Source organism: Acidobacteriota bacterium, assembly GCA_030774055.1.
In the GTDB taxonomy this organism is placed as follows: domain Bacteria; phylum Acidobacteriota; class Terriglobia; order Terriglobales; family Acidobacteriaceae; genus JACPNR01.
Genome location: JALYLW010000038.1, coordinates 16,312 through 42,568 on the forward strand (window position 1 = coordinate 16,312; position 26,257 = coordinate 42,568).

The following is a 26,257-nucleotide window of genomic DNA, read 5'->3' on the forward strand; positions in this document are numbered from 1 at the left end:
AACAAACGCCTGCGTTACAACTTCACCCAAACAGCTTTCGTCTCGGTGTAGTGCTGCAATGCGTCCGCACCCAGGTCGCGGCCGAAGCCGGACTGCTTGTAGCCGCCGAACGGGAACGACGCGTCGCCATCGCCATAAGTGTTGATCCAAACGGTGCCGGCCTTGAGGCGGCGCGAAAGCGCGTGTGCGCGCTTGATGTCCGAAGTCCAGATGGCGGCGGCGAGCCCGTAGATGTTCTTGTTGGCGAGCTCGGCGACCTGGTCGATATCGTCGAAGGTCAGCGTGGCCAGCACCGGCCCGAAGACCTCTTCCTGCGCGATCTTCATCTCGTTCTTCACGCCGGAGAAGATGGTAGGCTCGACAAAGAATCCCTTACCGCCATCGACCGAGGCACGATTGCCACCGGCGGCAAGCTGCGCGCCCTCCTGCTTGGCGGACGCAATGTACCCAAGCACCGTGTTCATCTGCTGCTCGCTGACGATGGCGCCGAGCCGCGTCTTGGGATCGAGCGGATCGCCGGGCTTCATCTTCTTCGATGACTCGACCAGCTTCGAGAGGAACTCGTCTTCGATCTTCTTCTCCACGAACAAGCGCGAGCCGGCCGAGCAGACCTCGCCCTTGCCGTAGAAGATCCCGTTGATGGCCCCGCGGACAGCCTGATCGATGGGCGCATCGGCAAACACAATGTTGGGCGATTTGCCGCCCAGCTCGAGCGTCACGCGCTTGAGCGTGTCGGCAGCCGACCGCATGATCTCTTTGCCGACGGCGGTCGAGCCGGTGAAGGCGATCTTGTCTACGTCGGTGTGGCGGACGAGCGCCGCGCCCGTCTCCGGACCGCCGGTGATCACGTTGAGCACGCCGGCGGGAAGTCCGGCTTCCATCGCGAGCTCGGCAAAACGCAGCGCGGTCAGCGGCGTCTGCTCCGCAGGCTTGAGGACGACAGTGTTGCCGCACGCCAGCGCCGGGCCCAGCTTCCAGCTTGCCAAGAGCAGCGGGAAATTCCACGGCACGATGGCTCCGACCAGGCCCACCGGCTCGCGCAGCGTATACGTGAAAGCATTCGCGGCGGAGTTGATGGTGTCGCCGTGGATCTTCGTCGCCCATCCCGCGTAGTAGCGGAACACGTCGACGATCATCGGCATGTCGATGTAGCGCGATTCAAAGATGGGCTTGCCGTTATCGAGCGTCTCGAGTTCGGCGAGCTCATCGATGTTCTTGTCGATGAGGTCGGCGATGCGCCACAGGATCTTGCCGCGCTCGCTCGCCGCCATCATGGACCACGAGCCCTTGCCTTTGTCCTCGAACGCTTTGCGCGCCGCGCGGACGGCGGCATCCACCTGCGACGCATCCGCATCCGCGACTTGGGTGAGCACCTCACCGGTGGCAGGGTTGATGGTGGGAAAGGTCTTCTTTCCTTCCATCCACTCACCGCCGATGAGGAGCTTGCCGGGTTTAACCTGCGCTTTGGTGGCTGCGATCATTTACTTCGCCTTGAAGTCCGCCGGACGCTTTTCCACATACGCGTTCAGGCCTTCCTTGGCGTCCTGGCTCTTGAACAGCAGCGACTGGAGTTCACGCTCGAGCGCGAGTGCCGACTCCATGGGGATCTCCGAGCCGGTCTGCACCGAACGCTTGATGTGACCCACGGCCATGGCGGCTTTGTTCGGCGGGCAGAACTGGCGCGCGTATTCCATGATGTTGTTCATGAACCCTTCGCGCTCGAAGATGTCGTTGATGATGCCCATCTCCTTCGCCTCTTCAAAGGTGAAGGTGTTGCCCGTGACCATGAGCTCGATGGCCTTGGACTTGCCGACCAAGCGCGACAGGCGCTGCGTGCCGCCGGTGCCGGGGAGCACGCCGAGGTTGACCTCAGGCAGGCCGATCTTGCCGGCGTCGCGCCGGGCGATGCGGATATCCGCGGCCATAGCGATCTCGAGGCCGCCACCGACGCAGTGTCCGTTGAGCGCCGCGATCACCAGCTTGGGCGTGTGCTCGAGACGCAGCAGCATCTCATTGGCATGCAGGCAGAAGTAGTACTTGAACACCGGGTCCACGGAAGCCAGCATCTTGATGTTCGCGCCGGCGGAAAAGAACTTGTCGCCGTTGCCGGTGAGCAAGATGACGTAGACGTCGTTGTCGAAGCGCGCCTTCAAGATGGCTTCGTCGAGCTGGTGATTCATCTCGTAGGTGTAGGTGTTGGCCGGCGGATCGTTCATCTCGATGATCGCGACGCCGCCGTCTTTGCGGTAATTCACCAGCGTCTTGGTGGCCTCTGCGGTGGTGGTTGTCGTAGCCATAAAGCTCCTTTTATCGAAGTCGAACTCCGGAATCCCTGAAACCTAAACTCCCGAATCTCTAAACTTTGGCGCGCGGCCGCTTGCCGCGGAGATTACTGTTACTGCCTCCCGTGGGCTGCGTGATGCCACGGAGGAAGATATCGCCCATCTGGCGGCTGAGCGCTTCGGCGTCCGCGTCCACCCGCGGATTGTGCCAGGTGTAGAACCAGTTCATCATGCCGAACAGGCTGAGCACGGCGATGCGCGAGGGGAATTCTAAGCCTTGCGCGCGTTTCAGCTCTTCGAGCAGCTCGAGGCAGATGCGGTAGTACTCGCGCTTGATGGCGGCGATCTCCTGGCGGTAGCCGTTCTTGAGCGTGTCGTCCTCGTGCGAGAGCACGCTCATCGCTTTCTTGTTGGCGAGGAAATATCCCAGGTGGTTCGCGATGAAGATGCGCACCCGCTCTTCCGGATCGCGGCTCAGCGTCAGCCGCTCGCGAACAAGGTCGATGATGGTGCGAAAGGTCGTCCGCTGGATGAGGTAGAGCAGTTTCTCCTTGGATTCGGAGTAATGATACAGACCGGCCAGCGACATGCCGCTGGCGCGCGAGAGGTCGCGCATGGACGCGCCCTCGTATCCCTTTTCGTAGAAGACGTCGGTGGCGTGACGCAGTATCTCGCCCAGGCGGCGGTCAAACGACCGTGTCCCGTTGCCCTTGGGAAGACCGCCGTTGCCTTGCCGATGACCGGCGGGGCCACGGTTCGCGGAGATAGCAGCAACAGCCATAGTCTGGATAACCGAACGAACGTTCGATTGCGATTGTAAGATGAGCGCGGCCTGGAGGTCAAGTTGCGAGAAAAACCGGTTTACGAAAAGAAAGGGGCTGGCGAGTCGCCGGCCCCTACCCCTGTTACGGCCAGATGCCGCGCGACCGTGTGGCCACAGCCACGCGGTCGATGGCCAGGATGAACGCGCCGGTCCGCATGTCCACGTTGTGCGTGGTGGCCATCGCCAGCACGTCGTTGAATGAGCGCACCATCACCTTCTCCAGCTTCTTGTTGACCACGTCCTCATCCCAGAAGTCCGCCGCGAGATCCTGCACCCACTCGAAGTAGCTCACGGTCACGCCGCCGGCGTTGGCGAGGATGTCGGGCAGCACCATCCTTCCCTTCTGGTGCAGGATGCGGTCGGCCGCGGGCGTGGTGGGGCCGTTGGCAGCTTCCGCGATGATGGCTGCCTTCACGCGGTCGGCGTTGGCGGCGGTTATCTGGTTCTCGAGCGCGGCTGGAACAAGGATCTGGCAATCGACTTCCAACACCGCTTCACTCGAGATCGCTTCACTGCCGGGAAAGCCGCGGACGGCGCCGGTCTTGCGTTTGTGGGTGAGCAGCGCGGGGACGTCCAGGCCATTCTTGTTGAGGATACCGCTCTTGGAGTCGCTGACGGCGATGATCTTCGCGCCCTCGGCGTGCAGCAGTTCGGCGGCGATCGAGCCGGCGTTGCCGAACCCCTGGATGGCCACCGTCGCCTTCGCGAGGTCGATCTGCTTCACGCGGCACGCTTCGCGGATGACGAAGACGCAGCCGCGCGCGGTCGCTTCATTGCGCCCCAGGGAGCCGCCGAGGAAGATGGGCTTGCCGGTGACGACGCCGGGCGAGTTCACGCCGGCGATCATGGAAAACGTGTCCATGATCCACGCCATGGTCTGCGCGTCGGTGTACACGTCGGGTGCGGGGATATCGCGGTCTGGCCCGATGATGGGATAGATCTCCGCGGCGTAGCGCCGGGTCAGGCGCTCGAGCTCATCCTTGGAGAGTCTGTGCGGGTCGCAGATGATGCCGCCCTTGGCGCCGCCCAACGGGATGTTCACCGTGGCGCACTTCCACGTCATCCAGGAAGCGAGCGCCTTGACCTCGTCGAGCGTGACGCCGGGATGATAGCGGATGCCGCCCTTGCCGGGACCGCGCGCCACGTTGTGCTGCACACGATATCCCTGAAAGACTTTCAGGGTGCCGTCGTCCATCTTGATGGGCAACGAGAGGATCAGGCAGCGGCGCGGGCTGCTCAGCATGGCGCGCAGTCCGGGATCGAGGTTGAGCTTCTCTGCGGCAGTCTCGAATTGCTGCTGCGCGATGTGGAACGGGTTGAGATCTTCCTCGACCGGAACGGGTGGACGTGCCGTGGCCATGGTGCCTCCTGGGCTGGTCAGGGTGCGGGCGGCACGGAAATCATATAAAGGTGAGGCGCAGAAGACAATCTCCCGGCGAGTCTATTTCCTTGCGCGCGCCTGTTCGTAGGCGCGCTCCAGCCAGCCCAGCGCTTCCCGAATGTCGGAGCCGTGAGAGCTCGAACCGATCTCGATCGTCTTCCAGCCTTTGCCGGGGTTACTAGACTTCCGGCTACCGGACTTCTTGCCGCCCGCCTGTCGGCCCTCGGATCGCGACCCGGCGGGCAGCTTGCAGAGGATGGCGTTCTCGGCGCCGAGGGCGCGCGTCCGCGGCAGCGCGGCAAATATCTGCTTGCCGCGATAGAACGCCAGCATCCCGAACATCGGTTTTGCTGTGACTCGCGGCCACGAGGCCAGCTCGCGCTCGAGGAAGGCGACCACCGGCTTCAACTCCTCGGCGACACGATGCAGCTTCGGATTAGTCGGGCGGCGCCGTGGCTGCTGCTTCGTGCTTCTCTTTCGCGCGGGCACGTCAGTTGCGGATGTCTGCCATCAGGCGCTCGACCTCGCTCTTGACCGCGGCTTCGGGCGGCAGCAGCGGCAGGCGCGGCGGGCCGCCGTAGTATCCGTTCAAGTCCATCGCGTACTTCGTTGCCGGGATGCCATGCTTCACCACGAGCGTGCTCGCGGCTTCGCGGATACGCTGCTGCTTCTCTTCCGCGAGCTGCATGTCGCCGTCTTTCCACGCCGCGAGGATCTCGAAGCACGCGGTGGGTGCAGCGTCGGCAAAAGCGAGCACGGCGCCGACCGCGCCGGCATCGAGAGACGGCTTGAGTTTGTGCGCCGAGCCGGCCAGCACCTGGAATCCAACCTCTTTCGTCCGCGTCTTGCTGGTCGGGAGCGGCGGCGATCTCGGCGGCGCGGTCGCGACCGCGGACCCGAGCGTCGCCGCCGAGACGAACTCCGAAGCGGGCGCGCTGCCCGCCGCGGGTGCGGGAGAAGCCAGCATGCGTCCGGTGACCGCTTGCTGCACCTCCGTCACCGAAGCCTGGCGCCTGATGTGGCGCGTGGCCGCGACCATGCGCCCGATCTTCTCGACGTCACCACCGGACTCTTTGATCCCCACGATATTCGCGTGCTCGGCGAGCGCGACCACGATCTCTTCCGGCAGGTCGTAGCCGGTGAACGCGGGGACGCTATATAGAAGGATGGGCAGCGGCGACCGGTCGGCGACGAAACGGTAGAAGGCGAGCATCTCCGCCGCGCGCATCTGCGGCTTGTAGTAGTACGGAGTGCGGATGAGGGCCGCGTCGTAACCCAGCTTGGCGGCGTGCTCGGTGAGTTCGAGCGTCACCCGCGCAGATTCCGCGCCCGTGCCCGCGATCAGCACCTTCTCCGGCGTTACGGCGTGGCGCGAGGCTTTCAACACCTCGCGCTGTTCCACGTCGCTCAGCATCACCGCTTCACCGGTCGAGCCGAGGACAGCCACACCCGCCACCGGCGACTTGGAGTAGCGGTCGAGATTGTGTTCGAGCTTGCGGAAGTAGACGGCGCCGTCCGGATAGAACGGCGTGGTGACTGCGGGAAAGATGCCGTGGAGAAGCATGCGTTCAGTAAACCTTTATCTCTACGAGGTTACCATCCGGATCGCGCAGGAACGTGGACAAGCTCTTCCCTTCCGCGCCGGTGGTGACCTCCGCGGGCAGCGGCGTGAGTCCCACGCGCTTGAGTGCTCCGATCACCTCGTAGATGGAAGTGCCGTTCGCGACCAGGCAGAAGTGTCCTTCGGTGAGGTTCGCGTTGGGCGCGGGGTTCGTGGGCGTGGCTTCGCAGAGGTCGAGGATGGCGGCGCCCGCGCCGAGCGTCACGACCTTGTAGCCCGCCTTGGCCACGCCTTCGTGCTCGATGCTCAGCCCGAGACCTTCCTTATAGAACTTCACCATCTCGGGCATGCGCTTGGTGACGAGCGCAACGTGGTCGAAGCCTTTGTAACTGATCACGTAGCAACAAATATCACACGGGACGCAGAGGACCCAGACCTTTCTGGCGCAGTGCTACCCGGCACGTCACTTCACTGCCAAGAGTCTCATCACACCACTCGTGCGCTTCGATGGTGTGTAGCGCCCGCTTGATCTCGGTGCGCAGCGAAGTGGTCTTGGCGTGGGCGAGCCAGCGCAGGTCGTGCTTCTTTGCCAGCTCTTCGCCGACGAGGTATCCGAGGTAGTAGCCGGCGCGAGGCGGAATGGTCGGAGAATCGGCTTCGGGCGAGCGGCGTCCGAGGAAGTACCGCGCATAGTCGGTGCGGCTGGTGGAATCCATCTGCGCGCAGAACTCGTGCGCGAGTTGCGGCAGCACCGCGCGGGCGCGGTTTGGCATCTCGATGGGGCGCCCGAAGATCTGCTCCTCGGGTGCTACGGGATGCAGCACGCGGCTCACGTAGACGGCGAGGCCTTCGTGCCAGAGCGACCGATAGATGGGCGGGTTGTCACTCTCTTCGTCGTCGAACTGCGACTGGTAGATGTGGAAGAGCTCGTGGTGGAAGAACGGCGAGACGTCTGCGCCGGGCCGGTTGATGCGGGCGATGGTCTCGACGCCGAGGAGGAGCGCTTCCTGGCCGGCGACGATGCGCGTGCCGCCATCGAAACTGTTGAGTGAGTGCAGGATGTAGATGCGTCCGCGGTAGTCAAAGTCGGGAAACACGTGGCGAAAGCTGGCCAGGTAGCCATCGAGTTGCGTGCCGATCTCGCCGGAGAGCCTGCGCGTGGTCTCGACGTATGGCGCGTTGCTGTCGTAGGCGGCAACATAGCGAGCGGCGAGCGCTTCCTTCAACGGCTTGCCTTTCTCGAGGTTAAGGACCTCGGCGGTGTAGAGCTCGGGATACTTCGCGACCACCATCGCTTGGAACAATTCCGCCTGCTCGGCGACTGGTTTGCCCTTCGCCGCCTCCCAGAACTGCCAGTAGGCGGGCATGGTGTCAATGACCTGGAACTTCGCGGGCGCCGGGGGCGCCTGGGCGAGCGCGGTAGAGACGAGAAAAACGATGGTGACGAGGCGGAGCACTTTCAGCACCCCTACCAGAGAGACGCGGAGAGACACGTAAGGTCACCGGTAAAAACGATGCTCGTTGACACTTGCGATGTTTACCCACGGCAGGCTCGGGGGGCAGGCTAGCGGCCCGCGGTGAGTTTGCGGTCGGCGTGCAGATGTTGCAGGGCGCGCACGGAGATCTGTCCACGCTGGAGGGCGGCGATGCCCTCGGCGGCGGCGCGCGCAGCCGAGAGCGTGGTGATGGTAGGGATGCGCTGCGTGATGGCGGCACGGCGGATGGCCTTCTCGTCGAACCACGGCTCGGCGCCGTGCGGCGTGTTGAATATCAGGTGGATCTTGTCGCCTTTGATGAGGTCGACCACGTTCGGCCGGCCCTCTTTCACTTTGAAGACGCGGTCGCAAGCGATGTCGGCGTGGTTCAGCACGTCGGCGGTACCATGTGTGGCCACGATGTGGAACCCCAGCTCGCTGAAACGGCGCGCGATGTCTGCCACATGCGGCTTATCTTTCTCGGCGACGCTGATGAAGATCGTGCCCGTCGTCGGAAGCGTGTGTCCGGCGGAGAGTTGCGCCTTGTAGAAGGCCTCGCCGAAGTTGTCGGCCACACCCATCACTTCGCCCGTGGACTTCATCTCCGGACCGAGCACGGTGTCCACGCCCGGGAACTTCGACCACGGGAACACCGGCGACTTCACGTAGTAGCAGTTGCCGGTCGAGAGATCGCTGACGCGCTCGATGTTCTCCGGCAGGAACTCGCGCAGCTTGCGGCGTGTCACCAGGCGCGCGGCGATCTTCGCCAGCGGCACGCCGGTGGCCTTCGAGACGTAGGGCACGGTACGCGAGGCGCGCGGGTTGACCTCGATGACGTAGACCTTGTCCTTCTGGATAGCGAACTGGATGTTCACCAGCCCGATGACCTTGAGCGCGCGCGCCAGCTTGAAGGTGTACTCGCGCATGGTCGCAAGGGCCGGCTCGGGGATATCCACCGCCGGCAACACGCAGCTCGAGTCGCCGGAGTGTATGCCAGCCTCCTCGATGTGCTGCATGATGCCGCCGATAACGACGTCTTCCGAATCGGAGAGCGCGTCCACGTCGACCTCGGTCGCGTCTTCGAGGAATTTATCGACCAGCACCGGGCGGTCCTGCGAGTACTCCACCGCCTCCTTCATGTACTTGGTGATGGTCTCGTCGTCGTAGGCGATGACCATAGCGCGTCCACCGAGCACGTAGCTGGGGCGCACCAGCACGGGGTACCCGATCTTGTTGGCGACCTTGAGCGCCTCTTCGAGCGAAGTGGCAGCGCCGCCGGGCGGCTGCGGGATGGAAAGCTCATCGAGCAATTTGCCAAAGCGTTTGCGATCTTCGGCGAGGTCGATGGATTCCGGCGACGTCCCGATGATGGGAACGCCGGCGGCCTTGAGTGGGAGCGCGAGGTTGAGCGGCGTCTGGCCGCCGAACTGCACGATCATCCCGACCTGCGCGCCCTTGCCGGCCTCGTGCTCGTAGACGGCCATCACGTCTTCGAACGTCAGCGGCTCGAAGTAGAGGCGGTCGCTGGTGTCGTAGTCGGTCGAGACCGTCTCCGGATTGCAGTTCACCATGATGGTCTCGAAACCATCGTCGCGTAGCGCGAAGGCGGCGTGGCAGCAGCAGTAGTCGAACTCGATGCCCTGCCCGATGCGATTCGGCCCGCTGCCCAGGATGATGACTTTCTTCTTGTCGGTCGGCGGCGCTTCGTCTTCTTCCTCGTAAGTGGAGTAGAGATATGGCGTGTAACTCTCGAATTCGCCGGCGCAGGTGTCCACGCGCTTGAAGACCGGAGTGATGTTGTGCTTCTTCCTGTGATAGCGGATCTTCTCCGCCGCGCCCTTGCCCTCGCGCAGCCGCCATATCTCGGCGAGGCGCGCGTCGGAGATGCCCATGCGCTTCGCCTCGCGGATCAGCTCGGGCGTCACCGATTCCTGCGGATGTTTCTCCAGCTCGGCCTGCATCTCCACCGTTTCCTTGAGCTGATAGAGGAACCACGGGTCGATGGAGGTGAATTTGGCGAGTTCCTTGACGGTGTATCCCTGGCGCAGCGCGTAGCGCAGATAATTCAGGCGCTCGGGGTGCGGCGTCACCAGGCGCTGCATCAGGATCTTCGGCTCGATCTTCTCTGACGCCAGCGATTTCCCGGTCTCGAGCGAGCGCACACCCTTCATCAGTGCTTCCTTGAAAGTGCGGCCGATGGCCATCACTTCGCCGACGGACTTCATCTGCGGGCCCAGGCCTTCATCGGCGCCGGGGAATTTCTCGAACTGCCACTTCGGGATCTTGACGACTACGTAATCGAGTGTGGGCTCAAAAGACGCAGGGGTCTTCTTGGTGATGTCGTTCGGTATCTCGTCGAGCGTGTAGCCGACGGCGAGCTTGGCGGCGATCTTTGCGATGGGGAATCCTGTGGCTTTGGAGGCGAGAGCCGACGACCGCGAGACGCGCGGATTCATCTCGATCACGGTCATGCGTCCGTTGGTCGGATGCACCGCGAACTGGATGTTCGAGCCGCCGGTCTCGACGCCGATCTCGCGGATGACCTTGATGGCGGCGTCGCGCATCGCCTGGTACTCGCGGTCGGTGAGCGTCTGCGCCGGAGCGACGGTGATGGAATCGCCGGTGTGCACGCCCATGGGATCGAAATTCTCGATGGAGCAGATGATGATGACGTTGTCGGCGATGTCGCGCATCACCTCGAGCTCGTATTCCTTCCAGCCGAGCACGCTCTCTTCGATCAGCACCTCGTGGACGGGCGAGAGGTCGAGGCCGCGCGAAAGTATCTCGATCAGCTCCTCGCGGTTGTAAGCGATGCCGCCGCCCGAACCGCCGAGCGTGAACGATGGCCGGATGATGACCGGGAAACCGATCTTGCCGGCAAACTCGATGCCGTCTTTCAGGTTGTTGACGAGCGCGGATTTCGGCACGTCGAGGCCGATCTTCTGCATCGCGTCCTTGAACAGCAGGCGGTCTTCCGCCTTCTTGATGGAGCGCAGGCCGGCGCCGATCAGCTCGACGTTGTATTTCTCCAGCACGCCGCCATCGGCCAGCTCGACGGCGAGGTTGAGTGCGGTCTGTCCCCCGACGGTGGGAAGTAACGCAAAACCCTTCCCGCCGCTCAGCTCGGCCTCGATACGGATGATCTCCTCCAGATACTCGCGCGTGAGCGGCTCGATGTACGTCCGGTCGGCCATCTCCGGGTCGGTCATGATGGTCGCCGGGTTCGAGTTCGCCAGCACCACCTCATATCCCTCGGCCTTGAGCGCCTTGCACGCTTGCGCGCCCGAGTAATCGAACTCCGCCGACTGCCCGATGATGATCGGGCCGGAGCCGATGATGAGGATCTTCGAGATGTCAGTGCGTTTCGGCATCGTTTATGCGTAGTTCAGTGTTTGAACTCCTCCATCATCTGGACGAAGTCCTTGAACAGATAATGCGAGTCGTGCGGACCGGGCGCCGCCTCGGGATGGTACTGCACCGAGAACAGCGGCAGGTTGCGGTGGCGCATGCCTTCGAGCGTGTTGTCGTTGAGGTCGATGTGCGTGAGGTCGACCTCGCTGCTCGAGAGCGAGTCCGGATCGACGGCGAAGTTGTGGTTGTGCGCCGTGATCTCGATCTTCCCGCTGGCCATCTGCTTCACCGGATGATTCCCGCCGTGGTGTCCGAACTTGAGCTTGTAAGTCTTGCCACCGAGCGCGAGGCCTATGAGCTGGTGGCCGAGGCATATCCCGAAGATGGGCTTCTTCCCCATCAAGCGGCGGATGTTCTCCTGCGCGTAGGTGCAGGGCTCGGGATCGCCGGGGCCGTTCGATAAGAAGACGCCGTCGGGGTTGAGCGCGAGAACATCTTCCGCATTCGTCTCGGCGGGTACCACCGTCACGCGGCAGCCTTCGCTGGCCAGCTTGCGCAGGATGTTGTGCTTGATGCCAAAGTCGTATGCGACCACATGGAAGCGCGGCGGCGCGTCTTTCACCCCGACGACTTCTGTGGGCTCGTGCGAGCGCTCGCCCACGTCCCACTGGTAGCGCTGCTTGGTCGAGACGACCTTCGCAAGGTCTTGCCCGACCATGATGGGGATGCCGCGGGCTTTTTCTACGAGTTTGTCAGCGTCAGTCTCGATCGAACTGATCACGCCGCGCTTGCATCCGTTATCGCGCAGATGGCGCACCAGCGCGCGCGTGTCGATGTCGGAGATCACGGGGATCTTGAAGCGCTCGAGGTATCCCTCGGCCACTTCCTGCGAGCGCCAGTTGGAGCTGATCTTGGAGAACTCGCGCGTGACCAGGCCCTCGATGTACGGACGCGTCGATTCGTCGTCTTCTGGAGTGGTGCCGTAGTTTCCGATCTCAGGGTTCGTCAGGACGACGATCTGGCCGGCGTAGGAGGGGTCAGTGAATATTTCCTGATAGCCGGTGATGCTGGTATTAAAAACGACTTCCCCGTAGCACTCGCCTTTCGCGCCGTAACCTTTGCCGCGGAAGATTCTGCCATCTTCCAAGGCCAGGATCGCTTGCATGCCGTCTCCGGGGATTGGATTTTATTGATTTTAGCAGAAAGCGTGCGCGGCTGAGCAGCACAGTTGTGGAAAACGAAGACCATCAACCACGAAGGTCGCGAAGTATCACGAAGGAAAACCCAAAAGGACAAGTCAGACTTCAGAAAAACTCTTCGTGTACCTTCGTGACCTTCGTGGTTAAAGGTTCTTAACGCAGAACCCCGACCTTCCCCACCGGCCAATACACGAACACGGCCTTGCCGTAGATGAAGTCAGCATCCACCGGCCCGAAGTCGCGCGAGTCGTTGGACATGGTGCGGTGGTCGCCGAGCACGTAGTAGGAGCCCGCGGCCACAACCTCCTCCGGACAAGAACGCGGATCGAAGTATTCCACCGGGACATAAGGCTCGGGCACCAGCGTGCCATTCACGTAGACGTATCCATTGCGGATGACGATCTTGTCGCCGGCCACGCCGATCACGCGCTTGATGTAGCTCTTCTGCGGATCGCGCGGATAGTGGAACACCACGATGTCGCCACGCTGGATGGATTCGAACTTGTAAACAAACTTGTTGATGAAGATGCGTTCCTGGTCTTCGAGGCCGGGGAGCATGCTCGTGCCTTCCACCTTCACCGGCTGGTAGAGGAACATGATGATGAAAGCGGAGACGAGCGCCGAGATCACCAGATCGCGCGTCCACATGCGGGCCGTCCCCCAGCGACTGCGGTGTGCAGGAACGCCGGAAGCGGGAACCCCGGACGCAGGTGCGCCGGAAGGGGGCTGCGGCGGCTCGGTGGTTGAGTTCCTCGGGTCCATCGACTCGATTCGGGCGTCCATCGCCATATAGATTCTAGTATGGTTTAGACGCGCCGGGCGGTAGAACGGTAGACGTTTGCCCGCTCTTCGAATCGCAGTCCCGTGCATCTAAGGTTAGCAACACCCCCAGGCAGGCGTCTCTTTTAGAATGAAAGGCAGCTAGAATGAAGAGCAGGAGTTCCCACTCATGAAGCGTATGTTTCCGATGAAGCGCATCTATGGCGCGCTGTTCGTCGCGTTGTTTGCCGTGACCACCTCGGCCCAGTGGATGGACGACACCCCGGCCTTCCACACCGGTCCGCCGCCGAAGGGCGAGAAGCTGGCGCCCATCCTCAGGCCCGACCAGGTCACCGGCCAGGGGGTGCAGTACCCTTACCAGAAACATGCGTACGTGCTGGCGTCGAAGGTGGATAAGGTCATCTACCAGCAACCTTGTTACTGCCACTGCGACAAGGGCCACGGACACACCAGCCTGCGCACGTGTTTCGAGTCGATCCACGGCGCGCACTGCGGCATCTGCCTGAAAGAGGCGGTCTACACCTATCAGCAGAGCAAGAAAGGTAAGACCGCGGCGCAGATCCGCCAGGGCATCATGAACAAGGACTACGAGAACGTGAATCTCGAGACGTCGAGCGCTATCCAGTAGACATTTGTGGTCTCTAGATCGGTGATGCGGTGATCGGAGCGCGACCTCGTCGCGCTCTCACTGTTTGGGGTGCCGCGGGTGGCCCGTTTGACTCGCCCTAGACGTTGCGCGTATAAACAGCCCTGCTCTAGGGTGCGTTTTTGTGATTTCCACAGCCCTGTGGATGGGCCCTGCAGGCGTAGCTTCACGGAAGAGCAATCAGATGAAGAAGAAAGCGGCAGCAAAGGTTAAAGCCTCGTCTGCCAAATCAAAGAAAACAAAAGGTAAAACTCGCTCAAAAGGGAGCGGCGCTACGGTTGCACCAGTGCCGGTGCGGCGGCCTAACTTCGCCGAAGAGCCTCGTTATGCACAGGCTGTGCAAAATTATGAGGCCGGACTTAAGGCGATGCAGGAGCATAAGTTCGAGCGCGCCAAGGGTTTATTGGAGAAAGTGGTCAAGGGAGCGAGCCGCGAGTTGGGCGATCGCGCTCTCGTCCACCTCAACACCTGCAATCAGCAAATGGCGCGCACCTCTACCTCCTTCAAGACGCCCGAAGAGCACTACGACTTCGCCGTGTCGCTCATGAACTCCGGTTCCTACGACGAAGCGCGCACCCATCTCGAGAAGATCCAGAAGCAGTCGCCCAAAGCCGATTACGCCGTGTATGGCTTGGCCGCGCTGTCTTGCCTGATGCACAAGCCGGAAGACGCGCTGCGTTACCTCGCTGCCGCTATCAAGATGAACGCGATGAACCGGCTGCAGGCGCGCAACGACACCGACTTCCAGAACCTCGCCGACGACCCGCGCTTCACCGAACTGCTCTATCCCGAGGCCTCCGAGCCACCGCCGGTGACGACGAGCGGCTCGCGCACCCGGTAGAATCTTCGTTATGAGCTCCCAGGAAAGCCGGCCCCGCGGTGGTTTGCGTGCGACCCCGAGGTCGACGCAACGTCCGCTGCGCGTGGTCGCCATCGGTGGCGGCACCGGACTCTCCACCCTGCTCAAGGGGCTCAAGGCTTACGTCACCACTCCGGGAAGCCCGCCGGTGGCGGACACAGACGTCCCCGCCATCGATAGTCTCACTGCCGTCGTCACCGTGACCGACGATGGCGGCTCCAGCGGTCGCCTGCGCAAAGAGTTCAACATGCTGCCGCCGGGCGACATCCGCAACTGCATCGTCGCGCTCTCCGAAGACGAGGCGCTGCTCTCCAAACTGTTCCAATATCGTTTCACCCAGGGCGCCGGCCTCGAGGGCCACAGCTTCGGCAACCTGTTCGTCACCGCGCTCACCGCGGTCACCGGAGACTTTGCCAAGGCGGTCGAGCTTTCTTCCGCCATCCTGGCCACGCGCGGGCAGATCGTGCCCTCCACCACGTCGAACGTGCAACTGGTCGCCTCCATGAACGATGGTTCCGAGGTCACAGGCGAGACCAACATCACCGCCAGCGAGCAGCGCATCGTGGAGCTGCGCATGGTCCCGAAAGATGCCCAACCGCTACCCGAGACGCTCGCGGCCATCGCCAACGCCGACCTCATCACCATCGGACCGGGATCGCTGTTCACCTCGCTCATCCCCAACCTGCTGGTGCAGGGCGTGGCGGCGGCCATCGCGGAGTCGCCCGCGCTCAAGGTCTTCGTCTGCAACTTGATGACGCAGGCGAACGAGAGTCTCGACCTGAGCGCGGCCGACCACGTGCTCGCCATCTACATGCACGCCGGCGCCAAGCGGCTGTTCGACGTGGCGCTGGTCAACGACCGTCCTGTCTCCGCCGCGCTGCGCGCCAAGTATGCGGAGGAAGGCCAGACGCAGATCGAGCTCGACGAGGCCGGATTCCGCACGCTGGGATTGCGCGTGCTCACCGGCGACTTCCTGGAAGAGGATGTCATGGCCCGCCACGCCACCCATCGCCTGGCCAAAAGGCTGTTGGCACTCGGCATGGAGCACGTCGCTCTTCGCGAAAACCTCCGCGAATCGCACGCCACACCGGCGGCGACTGATTAGCCGCCACGCTGCGACGGCTGTTACCATAAACCCGCGAATGTCTGGAACGAAAACCAAGTCCAAGCCCAGCTCTGCGCCTAGAAGCCCTGCGCCTACCAGCTCTGCGCGCAGTGGCGGCTTCGCCATCGCCATCATGGCGGCGGGCAAAGGCACGCGGCTGAAGTCGAAGCGTCCCAAGGTGCTGCACGAGATCGGCGGCCAGCCACTGCTGATGTACGTTATCGCCGCGGCCAAACAGGTCGCCGACCCCAAAGATATCTACGTCATCATCGGGCACGAGGCGGAGAAGGTGCGCGCAGCGGTGGCCTCCACCGGCGTGGGCTTCGTGTTGCAGAAAGAACAGCGCGGCACCGGCCACGCCATCAAGGTCGCGCGCGAAGCGCTGAAGAAGTACCCGCACGTGCTGGTACTCTCCGGCGACGTGCCGCTCATTCGGCCGGAGACCATCCGCCGCGTGCGTGACTTCCACCGGAAGAAGCGCGCCGCGATGACGGTATTGACCGCCCTGCCCTCAGACCCGACCGGATATGGGCGCGTGATCCGCGCCCAGGGTCGCGACCATGCCGCCAACATCGCCGCCATCGTCGAGCAGAAAGCGCTGACCAAAGCGCAGCGCTCGGCGCGCGAGATCAACTCCGGCATCTACGCCTTCGAGACCAAGCCGCTCTATGCGCACATCGACAAGCTCAAGACCGCGAACGCGAATCGCGAGTTTTATCTCACCGACATGGCCGCGCTGCTGGGCAAGGCGAAACAGCGCGTGGTCGCGGTGACGGCCGCCCGCGCGGGCGAGGTGCTGGGCGCGAACACCATCGCCGAGCTGGTGCAGCTCGATGCTCACATGCGCGCGCAGAAGGCGGCTGAGCTGATGGCCGCGGGCGTGACCATCTACCGCCCCGAGACGTGCGTGATCGATCCCTGGGTGGAGGTGGGCGCGGACACCGTGATCGAGCCATTCGTCCAGCTGCTGGGTGGAACCCGCATCGGCCAGGACTGTTACATCCGCTCGTACAGCGTGATCTTCGGCTCCCTGATCGGAAACCATGTTCTGATCCGCAATGGCTGCGTGATCCAAGCATCAAGCATCGCCGACGGCGCCAAGCTCGGTCCGTATGCCCACCTCCGCGAGAGTAGCGACATCGGCGAGGGCGCCCACGTCGGCAATTTCGTCGAGACGAAAAAAGCGCGCCTCGGTAAAGGCAGCAAGGCGAACCACCTTTCATACCTCGGCGACGCGGCCATCGGCGATGGCGTGAACATCGGCGCCGGGACCATCACCTGCAACTACGATGGCGTGGACAAGCACGGCACGGTGATCGACGACGGCGCCTTCATCGGCTCCGACTCCACGCTGGTGGCGCCGGTGCGCATCGGAAAGGATGCGTACGTGGGCGCGGCCTCGTGCATCACCGAAGACGTGCCTGCTGAATCTCTCGCCATCGGCCGCTCGCGCCAGGTCATCAAAGAGGGCTGGGCGCGCGCGCGCCGCGCCAGCAAAGCCGACGCTGCCAAGAAGTGATGGCGCGGCTTCCCTGCCGCCGCAGTGAGCCTTTGAATCTCCCGGGGCGTAAAATCGTGCCAGGCGCTCCATGTCCACCACTCTTAAGGACGTCCTCTACGAGCACGTGCGCGAGGGCGCGCGCGAACTCTGGGCGCCGATCGACAAGAACCGCATCCGCTGCTATGCGTGCGGACACGAGTGTCCCATCGCCGAAGGACAAGCCGGCGTCTGCAAGGTCCGCTTCAACCGTGGTGGCCAGCTGCTCGTGCCCTGGGGATACGTTGGCGGGGTGCAGTGCGACCCGATCGAGAAGAAGCCGTTCTTCCACGCGTATCCGGGCGCGTTGGCCTATAGCTTCGGCATGTTGGGATGCGACCTGCACTGCGGCTACTGCCAGAACTGGGTGACGTCGCAGGCGCTTCGCGATACGAGCGCAGTCTCGCCACCACTCGCGGCTTCGCCTGAAGCGCTGGTGAAGGACGCCTTGCGACTCGGCGCACGCGCTCTCGTCTCCACCTATAACGAGCCGCTGATCACCTCGGAGTGGGCGGTCGCCATCTTTAAACAAGCGAAGCAGGCCGGCCTGGTGACCGGATTCGTCTCCAACGGCAATGGGACGCCGCAGGTGCTCGAGTACATCCGGCCGCACATCGATCTGTACAAGGTGGATTTGAAGTCGTTCGACGACCGACACTACCGCGAGCTCGGCGGACGCATCGAGCCCATCCTGCGGACCATTCGGCGGTTGTACGAGATGCAGTTCTGGCTGGAGATCGTCACGCTGATCATTCCGGGCTTCAACGATTCGTCGGACGAGTTGCAGCGCGCAGCGGAGTTCTTGGCCGGCGTCTCACCGGATATCCCGTGGCACGTCACCGCTTTCCACTCCGATTACAAGATGGGCGAGACGCCGAACACGCCGGTGGAGACGCTGCTGCGCGCGGCTGAGATCGGCCAGCAGGCCGGGCTGCGCTACGTCTACGCCGGCAACCTGCCGGGACGCGTTGGCGACCTCGAGAACACCCGCTGCCACAGTTGCCGCGAGCTGCTCATCGAGCGCTACGGATACCTCATCACCGGATATCACCTGACCGAAGACGGTAAGTGTCCGCAGTGCGCGACCGCGCTGCCCGGACGCTGGGCAAAGAGATTCGATGGGCAGATCACCGACCGGCCTTTTCTGCCGCGCAGCCGTGCTGGGCTGATCTCTTTGACCTAAATTTTAGGAAACTTTTTCCGCTGGCTTACGTCTATGGATGTAACCAGAACCCCAAAACGGGCGGACGCTACGACCCCCAATATTTGTACCGGCGTCCGCCCTCTTCCTTTCTATTTCCCCGCTGCGGCGCCATTGTTCCCGGGCATGTTCCGCGGTAACTCTTTCAACAACGATGCTGCGCTGCGGAACCACGGGCGTTCGCGGCGCTTCAGGTATCCCGGCAGCGTAGCTTTCTTGGCGAGTATCTTTTCCGCCCAGACGCGCGCTTCGTGGTCGCGGCCTTGCAGGTGGAGAAAGACGGCGTAGTTATATTGCGTCTCGGAGAGAGTGGAGAGCCGCGTGGCGCTCACGAATGCGGCGGCGGCACGCTCCGCATCACCGGTGCGCGCGAGCGCCAGCGCGTAAAGGCCGGGAGCGCGTCCGTAGTCGTAACCGGGATCGGCCTTGAGCACTTGCTCGAGGTCGCGGACAGCGGCGGGATAGTCGCCGAGGTCGAGCGCGCACAGTGCGCGGCCGTAAAAGGGATGCGCCAGCGTCGTTCGCGGCGTGATGGCCTGGTCGTAGGCGGCGCGGGCCTGCGCGAATTCGCCATCGTCGCGCAGCAGGTCGCCAAGCTCTTCGTAGTTCCCGGGGGCGGGATTATCCAGGATGATGGTGCGCAACTGGCTGATGCGCTTGCGCCGTCCGAAGATCTTGAAGGTCGGGGTGACGAGGTAGAGATCCGGCAGCGCCTCAGCCACCAGATAGACGAGCGCTCCCAGACCGCCGCCGATGAGGATGATCCACAGCCAGAAGGTGTCTGGCCGGCGCCGCAGCCAATGGAACACGGCGAGCGCTTGCAGGATGATGCCGTAGCCGAAAAAGTATCCGAACATGTCGATGCCGGTAGGTGCGCGCAATATATATCACGCGTGCCGGCCATGCCCTGCGACAGACGTTAGAATCCGGAAGTGAAGCATTCCATCCGGCTCCTCGCCGTCGATATCGACGGCACGCTGCTCGATCCGAACTTCCAGATCTCCGCCGCGAACCTGGCCGCGCTGCGCCGCGCCCACGCGGCGGGCGTCGAGATCGTGCTCGGCACCGGACGCCGCCACGCCTTCGCCATGCCCATCGCCGAGCAGCTCGGCTTCGATCTGTGGCTCATCAGCTCGAATGGCGCGGTGACGAAGTCGAGTCTGGGTGAGCCCTTCCATCGCGACCTGCTGCCGGTCGCCACGGCGCGCCGCCTCGTCGCCCAGATGGACAACTTCCGCGGCAACCTCGTCGTCACCTTCGACAAAGAGGAAAAAGGCGCGCTCGTGCTCGAGCGCATGGACCAGCTCACGCACAGCATCCAGCGCTGGCTCGAGAAGAACGAGCAGTTCCTCGAGTTCGTCATCCCGGTGGAACGCGCGCTCGTCAGTGACCCCATCCAGGTGATGTTCTGCGGCACGGTGGCGCGCATGCGCGAAGCGCTCGACCAGCTCGCCGAGAGCGAGGTCGCGCGCGACATCACCGTGTTGCGCACGCAGTATGACCATCGCGACCTGTGCATCGTCGACGTGCTGAATCAGGGCTGCTCCAAGGGACACGCGCTCGAGCGTTGGGCCGCACACCGCAGCTACCAGCGCGAGCAGGTCATGGCCATCGGCGACAACTACAACGATTTGGAGATGCTGGAGTTTGCCGGACTGCCCGTGGTGATGGGCAATGCCTCCAATGAGATGAAGCGGAATGGCTGGCCGGTGACTCTGCCCAATGACCAAAGCGGGGTGGCCGCAGCCATTGACGAATTCGTAGTCCTTTAGAATCAGCCGTAGATCAGCCACAGGCAGCTACACAGATTCAGCTGCTCTGGATCGCTGTCCGCCGGATACAATAGAAGCAGTGCAGCCCCTCAAAAAACTCGTGACCGCAGCCATGCTGGCCGTGGCCGTACCCGCCCTCGCGGCGGACGTGGCCGTGCTGCGGAACGGCTTTGAGATCCGGCACCAGCGGCGCGAGGCTGCCGGCGACAAGACGCGGCTCTACGTGAGCACCAGCGGCTACGTCGAGGTCGCGACCGGCGACATCGCCGGCATCCAGCAGGAAGAATACGTTGCCCCTCCGGTGAGCACGGCGACCGCCTCTCGACGATTGGAGCCCGTGGACGTGCATCAGCTTGCGGCGAAGGCTTCTGACCAGCACCAGATCGACCAGGACTTCATCGAGGCAGTGATTCGAGCGGAGAGTGCGGGCAATCCGCGTGCCCGCTCGCCCAAGGGCGCGCAGGGATTGATGCAGCTCATGCCCCAGACCGCCAGCCGGCTGGGCGTGACCGACGCCTACGATCCGGCCGCGAACGTGGACGCCGGCACCCGACACCTGCGAGCGCTACTCGAGCAGTACAACGGCGATGCGGTGAAGGCGCTGGCCGCGTACAACGCCGGCGAAGGTCGCGTGGCCCAGTATCACGGCGTGCCGCCGTATCGCGAGACGCAGGCCTACGTGCGCCGCATCATCCGCGAGTACAACGCGAAGAAGCTGGCCCAGCAGAGGGCCGCCGCGAAGGATAAGACGCAGAAGGCGCAGAAGAAGACCATCGCCGCTGCCACGGGAACAAACGCCTCCACCTCCGGCAACTAGCTTCCCAACCAGCCGGTAGTGGGTCAGTTTGAGTTCCTTGGTCACCAGACAATAGTGACGATTTCGGCCACACCAAAGGCAACCCACCAGATCGCTTTCCCGCGCTGCCCCGCCAACCAAAAGCCACTTGCTGCACTGAAGCAAAGAATTGCGCTTGTCCATCCGCTTGCCCACGCAGCGGGCTTGCTCAGCATGTTCAAGATTTTCATTGAACCATCCTAGCCTGATTTCATTTCAATCTGACCCACTTACCCACCAGCCATCCGCACTAGCCACTGACGCCTACCGTCATTTACTGTCACAGGGTGACCAAGCGCCGCGCAATCATCCTCGCCGTCGTCTTCGCCGCGCTTGCGGGACTCGTCTACCTGCAGTTCCGGACGTGGAAGAGCTTCGACTGGGATATCTTCCTCCATGAGACGCGGCAAGCCGACCCCAGGCGCCTGCTCACCGCCGTGGCGTTCATCTACTCGGTCTATTACCTGCGCGCGCTGCGCTGGAAGATCTTCCTGCTTCCGGTGCGCAAGACGTCGGCAGCGAGGCTGACGCCCGCGCAGTTCATCGGCTTCACCGGGCTCGCGCTGCTCGGCCGTCCCGGCGAATTCATCCGGCCATACCTGATCGCGCGGCGCGAGGAGCTGCCCTTCCCTTCGCAGATCGCCGTCTGGATGGTGGAGCGCATCTTTGATAGCGGTTCGGTCGCCATCCTGCTGGCGTTGGCGCTGCTCTCGCACCGGCTGCATACCATCCCTTTCCTGGCGGAGAACCGGCAGGTGATGCACCGGCTCAACGAGATGGGATACCTGCTGGTCGCGGGCGTGGCCTTCGTCGCACTCGCGGCATTGGTCATCCGGCGCAATGGCAACGCGCTCGCCGACTGGTTCGAGGCCAGGCTGCGGCGCCCGCTCCCTAAGGTTGCAGAACTGGTCGCCCAAAAGGTGCGCAGCTTCGGCGCCGGGCTGAACACCATCCACAGCGTCTTCTCCTTCTTCCAGCTACTCGGGATCTCGCTGCTCATCTGGGCCATCGTCGGCCTGGCGTACGCGGAGGTGATACGGGCATATCCTGACCCCCGCCTGCACTCGATCGAGCTGCCGCACGTGGCCCTGCTCATGGTCGCGAGCATGGCCGGCTCCATGCTCCAGCTGCCCGGCATCGGCGGCGGCTCACAGCTGGCGACCATCGCCGTCCTCTCGCGCATATTCGAGGTGCCGAAGGAGCTGGCGGCAAGCTGCGGCGTCATGCTCTGGCTGGTCACGTTCATGGCCGTCATCCCGGCGGGCCTGTTCCTCGCCCACCGCGAGCACGTCAGCCTGCGCGAGCTCGAAGCCGAGTCGCACGCCAAAGAGGTAGCGAAAGATTGAGCCAATGGTAGAATCCGCCTTTCCATGAAATGTCCATTCTGCGGGTTCGTGAATGACAAGGTGGTTGATTCGCGCGAGAGCAAGGAAGGCGAATCGATCCGCCGCCGGCGTGAGTGCCTGAAGTGCGAGAAGCGCTTCACCACCTACGAGCGCATCGACGAGATCCCGTACATGGTGGTAAAGAAGGACGGGCGCCGGGAGAAGTTCGACCGCCAGAAGGTGCTCTCGGGCATTCTGCGCGCGTGCGAAAAGCGCCCCGTCTCGATGGGCAAGATGGAGCAGATCGTCAACGAGGTCGAGACCTACGTGATCGACTCGTCCGAGCGCGAGCGCAAGACCAGCGAGGTCGGCGAAGTCATCATGCAGCGGCTTAAGAAGCTGGACAAAGTGGCCTACGTCCGCTTCGCTTCCGTCTACATGGACTTCAAAGACGTGAAAGAATTCATGAACGAGCTGAAAGACCTGCTCAAAGATAAGGTAACCACCGCAAAGGCGAAGTGATGGCGCACAAAGTAACGCTCATACCGGGAGACGGGATCGGCCCAGAAGTGGTCGGCGCGGTGGTGCGCATCCTCGAAGCCACCGGAGTGAAGTTCGACTGGGAAAGCTTCGCCGCCGGCGCCGAGGCTTACGAGAAGTTCCATGAGTACATCCCGCACGAGCTCACCGAATCGCTGGAGCGGACGAAGGTCGGGCTGAAAGGTCCGGTGACCACGCCCATCGGCGGCGGTTTCCCTTCCATCAACGTGGCGCTGCGCAAGAAGTTCGAGCTGTTCTGCAATTTCCGTCCTATCTACAACCTGCCCGGCATCCCGACGCGCTATCCGGGCGTCAACCTCATCATCGTCCGCGAGAACACCGAGAGCCTGTATGCCGGCATCGAGCACGAGGTGGTGCCGGGCGTGGTCGAGAGCCTGAAGATCATCACCGAAAAGGCGTCCACGCGCATCTCGCGCTGGGCCTTCGAGTATGCGCGCCGCGAGAGGCGCAAGAAGGTGCACGCCATCCACAAGGCGAACATCATGAAGCTGAGCGACGGCCTGTTCCTGCGCTGCTCGCGCGCGGTGGCGAAGGAATATCCGGAGATCACCTACGGCGAGCACATCGTAGACAACACCTGCATGCAGCTGGTGATGAACCCTTACCAGTACGACACCCTGGTGATGGAGAACCTCTACGGCGACATCATCAGCGACCTGTGCTCGGCGTTCGTCGGCGGGCTCGGCCTCGTGCCGGGCGCGAACCTGGGACACGAGTGCGCCATCTTCGAAGCGGTGCACGGCTCGGCGCCGGATATCGCCGGCAAGAACATGGCAAATCCGACGGCGGTGTTGCAGTCGAGCATCCTGATGATGCGCCACATCGGCGAGATCGACGCCGCCGACCGCATGCGCGCCGCGCTCGATGAGGTCTACCGCCGCAGGAAAGACAAGCTCACCCGTGACGTCGGCGGCACCGCTTCCACCTCCGAGTTTGCCGACGCGGTCATCGAAGCCATGCTGCAGGTTCCGGCTGTAACCGCCAGCGCTCCTTGATCTCGAATGACGACCCTGACCACCACATCGACGGCCTTCGCCGACTCTGCAAGCGCGATGCCGATCAACCTTAGGTGATCACCCAGGCTCGATCACCCAAGGTTGACGACCACGCGCGCGGTTCTTTAAACTGCGCAGTTCCGTTCGATGGTCGTTCCCACATGGCTGAAGACAAGCGTCGTATCGGCGTAGTGCTCTTCCAGCTCGGCGGGCCTGATTCTCTCCAGGCCATCGAACCTTTCCTTTTCAATCTCTTCTCCGATCCTGACATCATCGACTTCCCCTTCGCGCGCCTGGGACGGCGTCCGCTCGCCAAGCTCATCTCCACCACGCGCGCCAAGAAAGTGCAGCACCACTACCAGGTCATCGGTGGCTGCTCGCCCATCCGGCGGCACACCGAGCAGCAGGCGCGGGCGCTCGAAGCGGAGCTGCGGCGCGAGGGCCTGGATGCCACCTGCGTTGTCGCCATGCGCTACTGGCATCCCTTCACCACGGAAGCGATCGAGCAACTGCGCGCGGCGCATGTTGCGGGACATGTGGACGAGGTCGTCTTGTTGCCGATGTATCCGCAGTACTCGAGCACAACCACGGGCAGCAGCCTGAATGAGTGGGATAGAAAGACCAAGCCCGGGTGGCCGGTCCAGACTCATGTCGTGCGTGAGTTCTATTCGCATCCCGGCTACCTCGACGCGGTCTGCGAAAAGATCGAAGCCACGCTGGCGCGATTCCCGCGGCCCGCGGAAGCGGAGCTGGTCTTCAGCGCGCACAGTGTGCCCGTTTCCGTCATCGAGAAGGGTGACCCTTACCAGCAACAGATCGAAGCCACGGTCGCGCTCGTGATGGAGAAGATGCAGCGCGGCGGCTGGCGCAATCGGCACCGGCTCTGCTACCAATCCAAGGTCGGCGCGAGCAAATGGCTGCAACCGTCGCTTCGCACCACGGTGCGCGAGCTAGCGGCGGCGAATATCAAGGAGGTCTGCATCGTGCCCATCGCCTTCGTTTCCGACCACGTGGAGACGCTCGGCGAGATCGATCACGAGGCGCGCGAGCTGGCGATGGCGCTTGGCATGCGACAGTTCGAGATGACGCCCGGGCTGAACGATTCGCCCGCGTTCGTCCGCGCGCTGGCGGAACTTGTACGCGAAAAAGTCAGACCGGCCGCGCTTTCACCGGAAGCGGAAGTTTTGATGGCAGCGGATTAAATGGGACCAAAGGACATCGACATCCATGGCTGACGAACCACAAGCACCCATCAGCACATCGCGACTGGCAGCCGAGAACGCTTATCGCAAGCGGCAAGGATTGCCTCCGCTGACGATGGACGAGTACGCCGCGCAGCTTTCGGGCGCGGCGCCAGCCACGACGTCCACGCCCGTCGGCAGCCAGACCAAGGCCGGCCTGCCGCCGACCTCCCCAACGCCGCCGCAAGCGCCGCAAACGTCGGCCGTCCCGAATCCGACCAATGCCGCGCCGGCTGCACCCGCAGCTGCATCTGCTACAAGCGCACCGGTGCAGAAACTCAGCCCGTCGAAGTTCGCCTCCGAGAATGCCTATAGAAAGAAGATGGGCATGCCGCTGCTCACGCCGGAAGAAGCTGGGCTCGTCCCCGCCGGAGAAGCGCCGGTTGCACCTGCGGCCGCAGCTCCTGGAGCCCCCGGAGCAAAAGCACCCGCGGCACCCGCCGCGCCGCGTCCCGCAGCGGCTGCGACGCAACCGCCGCCGAGCGCGGCGGCCACGGTCGCGCGCGGCGTGGACGCGAACCGCTACGTGGGAACTCCCGCCGTCGGAACGTCGAAAGCCGCGGCTGCCGGCGGACTTGCTTCCACAGGTCCGCACAACACCGAGCTCGACCGCACGCGCCGCCGCCTGGTGTGGAGCGCCATCGTCGCTTTCCTCGCGGCGTGGCTGCTCGCCTTCTTCCGCTTCTTCCTGCCGCGGACCCTCTTCGAGCCGAGCACCGTATTCAAAGTCGGATATCCCTCGGACTACGCCATCGGCGTCGACACCAAATGGCAGGCGCAGTACCGCATCTGGGTAGACCGCACGCCCGACCGCCTGTTCGTGATCTACGCGCGCTGCACGCACCTGGGCTGCACGCCCGATTGGAAGCCGGCGGAGAATAAGTTCAAGTGTCCGTGCCACGGCTCGGGCTACGACTCCGAGGGCGTGAACTTCGAAGGCCCGGCGCCGCGTCCTATGGATCGCGCGCACGTCGAGCTCGATCCCACCGGACAGATCGTTGTCGACACCAGCCGGCTCTTCCAGTGGCCGAAGGGTGTGCCCTACGAGACCAGTGACTTCAACAAGCAGAACGCTTTCCTGTCGGTATAAGGACTGAGGGACATGGCTGACGAAATCAAGACGCCGGAGAAAACGCCAGAGAAGACGCCGGCCAGCAGCGGCAATGGCAAAGGCCTGCTCACGTCGTTCAAAGACGACGTGAAGTCGTTACCCGACGAGATGAAGGAGAAGGTCAAGGAACAGGTCGAGATCGTCAAAGATCCGACCCGGACGCAGATCTTCACCTCCATCTTCCGCCACAAGCACGACGACACGCCGCGCAACCGCG

The 26,257-nt window shown here is 63.2% G+C and carries 26 protein-coding genes; 13 read left to right on the top strand and 13 right to left on the bottom strand.

Translation table 11 applies throughout. The features are described from left to right. Positions 1–14: 14 nt before the first annotated feature. The 11 genes from M3P27_03120 to lepB all read right to left on the bottom strand — a co-directional run bounded on the left by M3P27_03120 (position 15) and on the right by lepB (position 12,720). The gene (locus M3P27_03120; GenBank protein ID MDP9267301.1) at positions 15–1,481 is read right to left on the bottom strand and encodes an aldehyde dehydrogenase family protein; all 1,467 of its coding nucleotides are present in this window, start codon (positions 1,479–1,481) and stop codon (positions 15–17) included. Further along, positions 1,482–2,297: an enoyl-CoA hydratase/isomerase family protein gene (locus M3P27_03125; protein MDP9267302.1), complete on the bottom strand. Its 816-nt coding sequence runs from the start codon at positions 2,295–2,297 to the stop codon at positions 1,482–1,484. A gap of 58 nt (positions 2,298–2,355) precedes the next feature. After that, positions 2,356–3,063: a TetR/AcrR family transcriptional regulator gene (locus M3P27_03130; protein ID MDP9267303.1), complete on the bottom strand. Its 708-nt coding sequence runs from the start codon at positions 3,061–3,063 to the stop codon at positions 2,356–2,358. A 124-nt stretch (positions 3,064–3,187) separates the two neighbouring features. Further along, positions 3,188–4,465 carry a Glu/Leu/Phe/Val dehydrogenase gene (locus M3P27_03135; protein MDP9267304.1) on the bottom strand — a complete coding sequence of 426 codons (1,278 nt, stop codon included), beginning with the start codon at positions 4,463–4,465 and terminating at the stop codon, positions 3,188–3,190. 81 nt (positions 4,466–4,546) lie between these two features. After that, positions 4,547–4,975 (bottom strand): TfoX/Sxy family protein, encoded by a 429-nt coding sequence (locus M3P27_03140; protein MDP9267305.1) that lies wholly within the window; start codon positions 4,973–4,975, stop codon positions 4,547–4,549. Position 4,976: 1 nt separating this feature from the next. Next, positions 4,977–6,050 (bottom strand): dihydrodipicolinate synthase family protein, encoded by a 1,074-nt coding sequence (locus M3P27_03145; GenBank protein ID MDP9267306.1) that lies wholly within the window; start codon positions 6,048–6,050, stop codon positions 4,977–4,979. 4 nt (positions 6,051–6,054) lie between these two features. After that, the gene (locus M3P27_03150; protein MDP9267307.1) at positions 6,055–6,444 is read right to left on the bottom strand and encodes a VOC family protein; all 390 of its coding nucleotides are present in this window, start codon (positions 6,442–6,444) and stop codon (positions 6,055–6,057) included. Positions 6,445–6,457: 13 nt separating this feature from the next. Next, positions 6,458–7,513: a DUF2268 domain-containing putative Zn-dependent protease gene (locus tag M3P27_03155; GenBank protein ID MDP9267308.1), complete on the bottom strand. Its 1,056-nt coding sequence runs from the start codon at positions 7,511–7,513 to the stop codon at positions 6,458–6,460. 98 nt (positions 7,514–7,611) lie between these two features. Continuing rightward, a complete protein-coding gene (carB, locus tag M3P27_03160; protein ID MDP9267309.1) occupies positions 7,612–10,893 on the bottom strand; it encodes a carbamoyl-phosphate synthase large subunit in 3,282 nt (1,093 codons plus the stop codon). A 14-nt stretch (positions 10,894–10,907) separates the two neighbouring features. Continuing rightward, positions 10,908–12,038, bottom strand: coding sequence for a glutamine-hydrolyzing carbamoyl-phosphate synthase small subunit (gene carA, locus M3P27_03165; protein ID MDP9267310.1), 1,131 nt, complete (start codon positions 12,036–12,038; stop codon positions 10,908–10,910). 187 nt (positions 12,039–12,225) lie between these two features. Next, positions 12,226–12,720, bottom strand: coding sequence for a signal peptidase I (gene lepB, locus M3P27_03170; protein MDP9267311.1), 495 nt, complete (start codon positions 12,718–12,720; stop codon positions 12,226–12,228). 301 nt (positions 12,721–13,021) lie between these two features. On the opposite strand from lepB, the gene M3P27_03175 reads away from it, so the two are divergent. The 5 genes from M3P27_03175 to amrS all read left to right on the top strand — a co-directional run bounded on the left by M3P27_03175 (position 13,022) and on the right by amrS (position 18,182). Next, positions 13,022–13,480 (top strand): PCYCGC domain-containing protein, encoded by a 459-nt coding sequence (locus M3P27_03175; protein ID MDP9267312.1) that lies wholly within the window; start codon positions 13,022–13,024, stop codon positions 13,478–13,480. A gap of 385 nt (positions 13,481–13,865) precedes the next feature. Beyond that, positions 13,866–14,339: a tetratricopeptide repeat protein gene (locus M3P27_03180; GenBank protein ID MDP9267313.1), complete on the top strand. Its 474-nt coding sequence runs from the start codon at positions 13,866–13,868 to the stop codon at positions 14,337–14,339. A gap of 10 nt (positions 14,340–14,349) precedes the next feature. After that, the gene (yvcK, locus tag M3P27_03185) at positions 14,350–15,462 is read left to right on the top strand and encodes a uridine diphosphate-N-acetylglucosamine-binding protein YvcK (GenBank protein ID MDP9267314.1); all 1,113 of its coding nucleotides are present in this window, start codon (positions 14,350–14,352) and stop codon (positions 15,460–15,462) included. Positions 15,463–15,595: 133 nt separating this feature from the next. Continuing rightward, positions 15,596–16,981, top strand: coding sequence for a bifunctional UDP-N-acetylglucosamine diphosphorylase/glucosamine-1-phosphate N-acetyltransferase GlmU (gene glmU, locus M3P27_03190; GenBank protein MDP9267315.1), 1,386 nt, complete (start codon positions 15,596–15,598; stop codon positions 16,979–16,981). Positions 16,982–17,051: 70 nt separating this feature from the next. Further along, positions 17,052–18,182 carry an AmmeMemoRadiSam system radical SAM enzyme gene (gene amrS, locus M3P27_03195; protein MDP9267316.1) on the top strand — a complete coding sequence of 377 codons (1,131 nt, stop codon included), beginning with the start codon at positions 17,052–17,054 and terminating at the stop codon, positions 18,180–18,182. 110 nt (positions 18,183–18,292) lie between these two features. Here amrS and M3P27_03200 read toward each other — a convergent pair whose 3' ends face one another. Then, on the bottom strand, positions 18,293–19,081 hold the full coding sequence (locus M3P27_03200; protein MDP9267317.1) for a hypothetical protein: 789 nt from the start codon (positions 19,079–19,081) through the stop codon (positions 18,293–18,295). 51 nt (positions 19,082–19,132) lie between these two features. Here M3P27_03200 and M3P27_03205 point away from each other — a divergent pair, with 51 nt between their 5' ends. Both M3P27_03205 and M3P27_03210 read left to right on the top strand, forming a co-directional pair. Continuing rightward, a complete protein-coding gene (locus tag M3P27_03205; protein MDP9267318.1) occupies positions 19,133–19,972 on the top strand; it encodes a Cof-type HAD-IIB family hydrolase in 840 nt (279 codons plus the stop codon). Between the two features lie 79 nt (positions 19,973–20,051). Further along, entirely contained in the window at positions 20,052–20,789 is a 738-nt protein-coding gene (locus tag M3P27_03210; GenBank protein ID MDP9267319.1) for a lytic transglycosylase domain-containing protein, read from the top strand. Between the two features lie 41 nt (positions 20,790–20,830). Here M3P27_03210 and M3P27_03215 read toward each other — a convergent pair whose 3' ends face one another. Continuing rightward, the gene (locus M3P27_03215; protein ID MDP9267320.1) at positions 20,831–20,998 is read right to left on the bottom strand and encodes a hypothetical protein; all 168 of its coding nucleotides are present in this window, start codon (positions 20,996–20,998) and stop codon (positions 20,831–20,833) included. A gap of 96 nt (positions 20,999–21,094) precedes the next feature. On the opposite strand from M3P27_03215, the gene M3P27_03220 reads away from it, so the two are divergent. The 6 genes from M3P27_03220 to M3P27_03245 all read left to right on the top strand — a co-directional run. After that, a complete protein-coding gene (locus M3P27_03220; protein ID MDP9267321.1) occupies positions 21,095–22,153 on the top strand; it encodes a flippase-like domain-containing protein in 1,059 nt (352 codons plus the stop codon). Positions 22,154–22,177: 24 nt separating this feature from the next. After that, complete coding sequence (gene nrdR, locus M3P27_03225) at positions 22,178–22,654, top strand: transcriptional regulator NrdR (GenBank protein ID MDP9267322.1); 477 nt, start codon at positions 22,178–22,180, stop codon at positions 22,652–22,654. Continuing rightward, positions 22,654–23,688, top strand: a complete 1,035-nt coding sequence (locus tag M3P27_03230) for an isocitrate/isopropylmalate family dehydrogenase (protein MDP9267323.1) — start codon at positions 22,654–22,656, stop codon at positions 23,686–23,688. Before nrdR ends, M3P27_03230 begins: the two co-directional genes overlap by 1 nt. A gap of 161 nt (positions 23,689–23,849) precedes the next feature. Then, a complete protein-coding gene (gene hemH / locus M3P27_03235; protein MDP9267324.1) occupies positions 23,850–24,890 on the top strand; it encodes a ferrochelatase in 1,041 nt (346 codons plus the stop codon). 25 nt (positions 24,891–24,915) lie between these two features. Next, positions 24,916–26,019 carry a Rieske 2Fe-2S domain-containing protein gene (locus M3P27_03240; GenBank protein ID MDP9267325.1) on the top strand — a complete coding sequence of 368 codons (1,104 nt, stop codon included), beginning with the start codon at positions 24,916–24,918 and terminating at the stop codon, positions 26,017–26,019. Positions 26,020–26,031: 12 nt separating this feature from the next. After that, the coding region (locus tag M3P27_03245) for a hypothetical protein (protein ID MDP9267326.1) at positions 26,032–26,257 on the top strand (226 nt) is incomplete at its 3' end.

Coding starts and splice junctions, on each gene's coding strand:
- M3P27_03120 (MDP9267301.1), bottom strand. CDS start 1,481: ATGATCGCAGCCACCAAAGCGCAGGTTAAACCCGGCAAGCTCCTCATC.
- M3P27_03125 (MDP9267302.1), bottom strand. CDS start 2,297: ATGGCTACGACAACCACCACCGCAGAGGCCACCAAGACGCTGGTGAAT.
- M3P27_03130 (MDP9267303.1), bottom strand. CDS start 3,063: ATGGCTGTTGCTGCTATCTCCGCGAACCGTGGCCCCGCCGGTCATCGG.
- M3P27_03135 (MDP9267304.1), bottom strand. CDS start 4,465: ATGGCCACGGCACGTCCACCCGTTCCGGTCGAGGAAGATCTCAACCCG.
- M3P27_03145 (MDP9267306.1), bottom strand. CDS start 6,050: ATGCTTCTCCACGGCATCTTTCCCGCAGTCACCACGCCGTTCTATCCG.
- carB (MDP9267309.1), bottom strand. CDS start 10,893: ATGCCGAAACGCACTGACATCTCGAAGATCCTCATCATCGGCTCCGGC.
- carA (MDP9267310.1), bottom strand. CDS start 12,038: ATGCAAGCGATCCTGGCCTTGGAAGATGGCAGAATCTTCCGCGGCAAA.
- lepB (MDP9267311.1), bottom strand. CDS start 12,720: ATGTGGACGCGCGATCTGGTGATCTCGGCGCTCGTCTCCGCTTTCATC.
- M3P27_03175 (MDP9267312.1), top strand. CDS start 13,022: ATGAAGCGTATGTTTCCGATGAAGCGCATCTATGGCGCGCTGTTCGTC.
- M3P27_03180 (MDP9267313.1), top strand. CDS start 13,866: ATGCAGGAGCATAAGTTCGAGCGCGCCAAGGGTTTATTGGAGAAAGTG.
- yvcK (MDP9267314.1), top strand. CDS start 14,350: ATGAGCTCCCAGGAAAGCCGGCCCCGCGGTGGTTTGCGTGCGACCCCG.
- glmU (MDP9267315.1), top strand. CDS start 15,596: ATGGCGGCGGGCAAAGGCACGCGGCTGAAGTCGAAGCGTCCCAAGGTG.
- amrS (MDP9267316.1), top strand. CDS start 17,052: ATGTCCACCACTCTTAAGGACGTCCTCTACGAGCACGTGCGCGAGGGC.
- M3P27_03215 (MDP9267320.1), bottom strand. CDS start 20,998: ATGAAAATCTTGAACATGCTGAGCAAGCCCGCTGCGTGGGCAAGCGGA.
- nrdR (MDP9267322.1), top strand. CDS start 22,178: ATGAAATGTCCATTCTGCGGGTTCGTGAATGACAAGGTGGTTGATTCG.
- M3P27_03230 (MDP9267323.1), top strand. CDS start 22,654: ATGGCGCACAAAGTAACGCTCATACCGGGAGACGGGATCGGCCCAGAA.
- hemH (MDP9267324.1), top strand. CDS start 23,850: ATGGCTGAAGACAAGCGTCGTATCGGCGTAGTGCTCTTCCAGCTCGGC.
- M3P27_03240 (MDP9267325.1), top strand. CDS start 24,916: ATGGCTGACGAACCACAAGCACCCATCAGCACATCGCGACTGGCAGCC.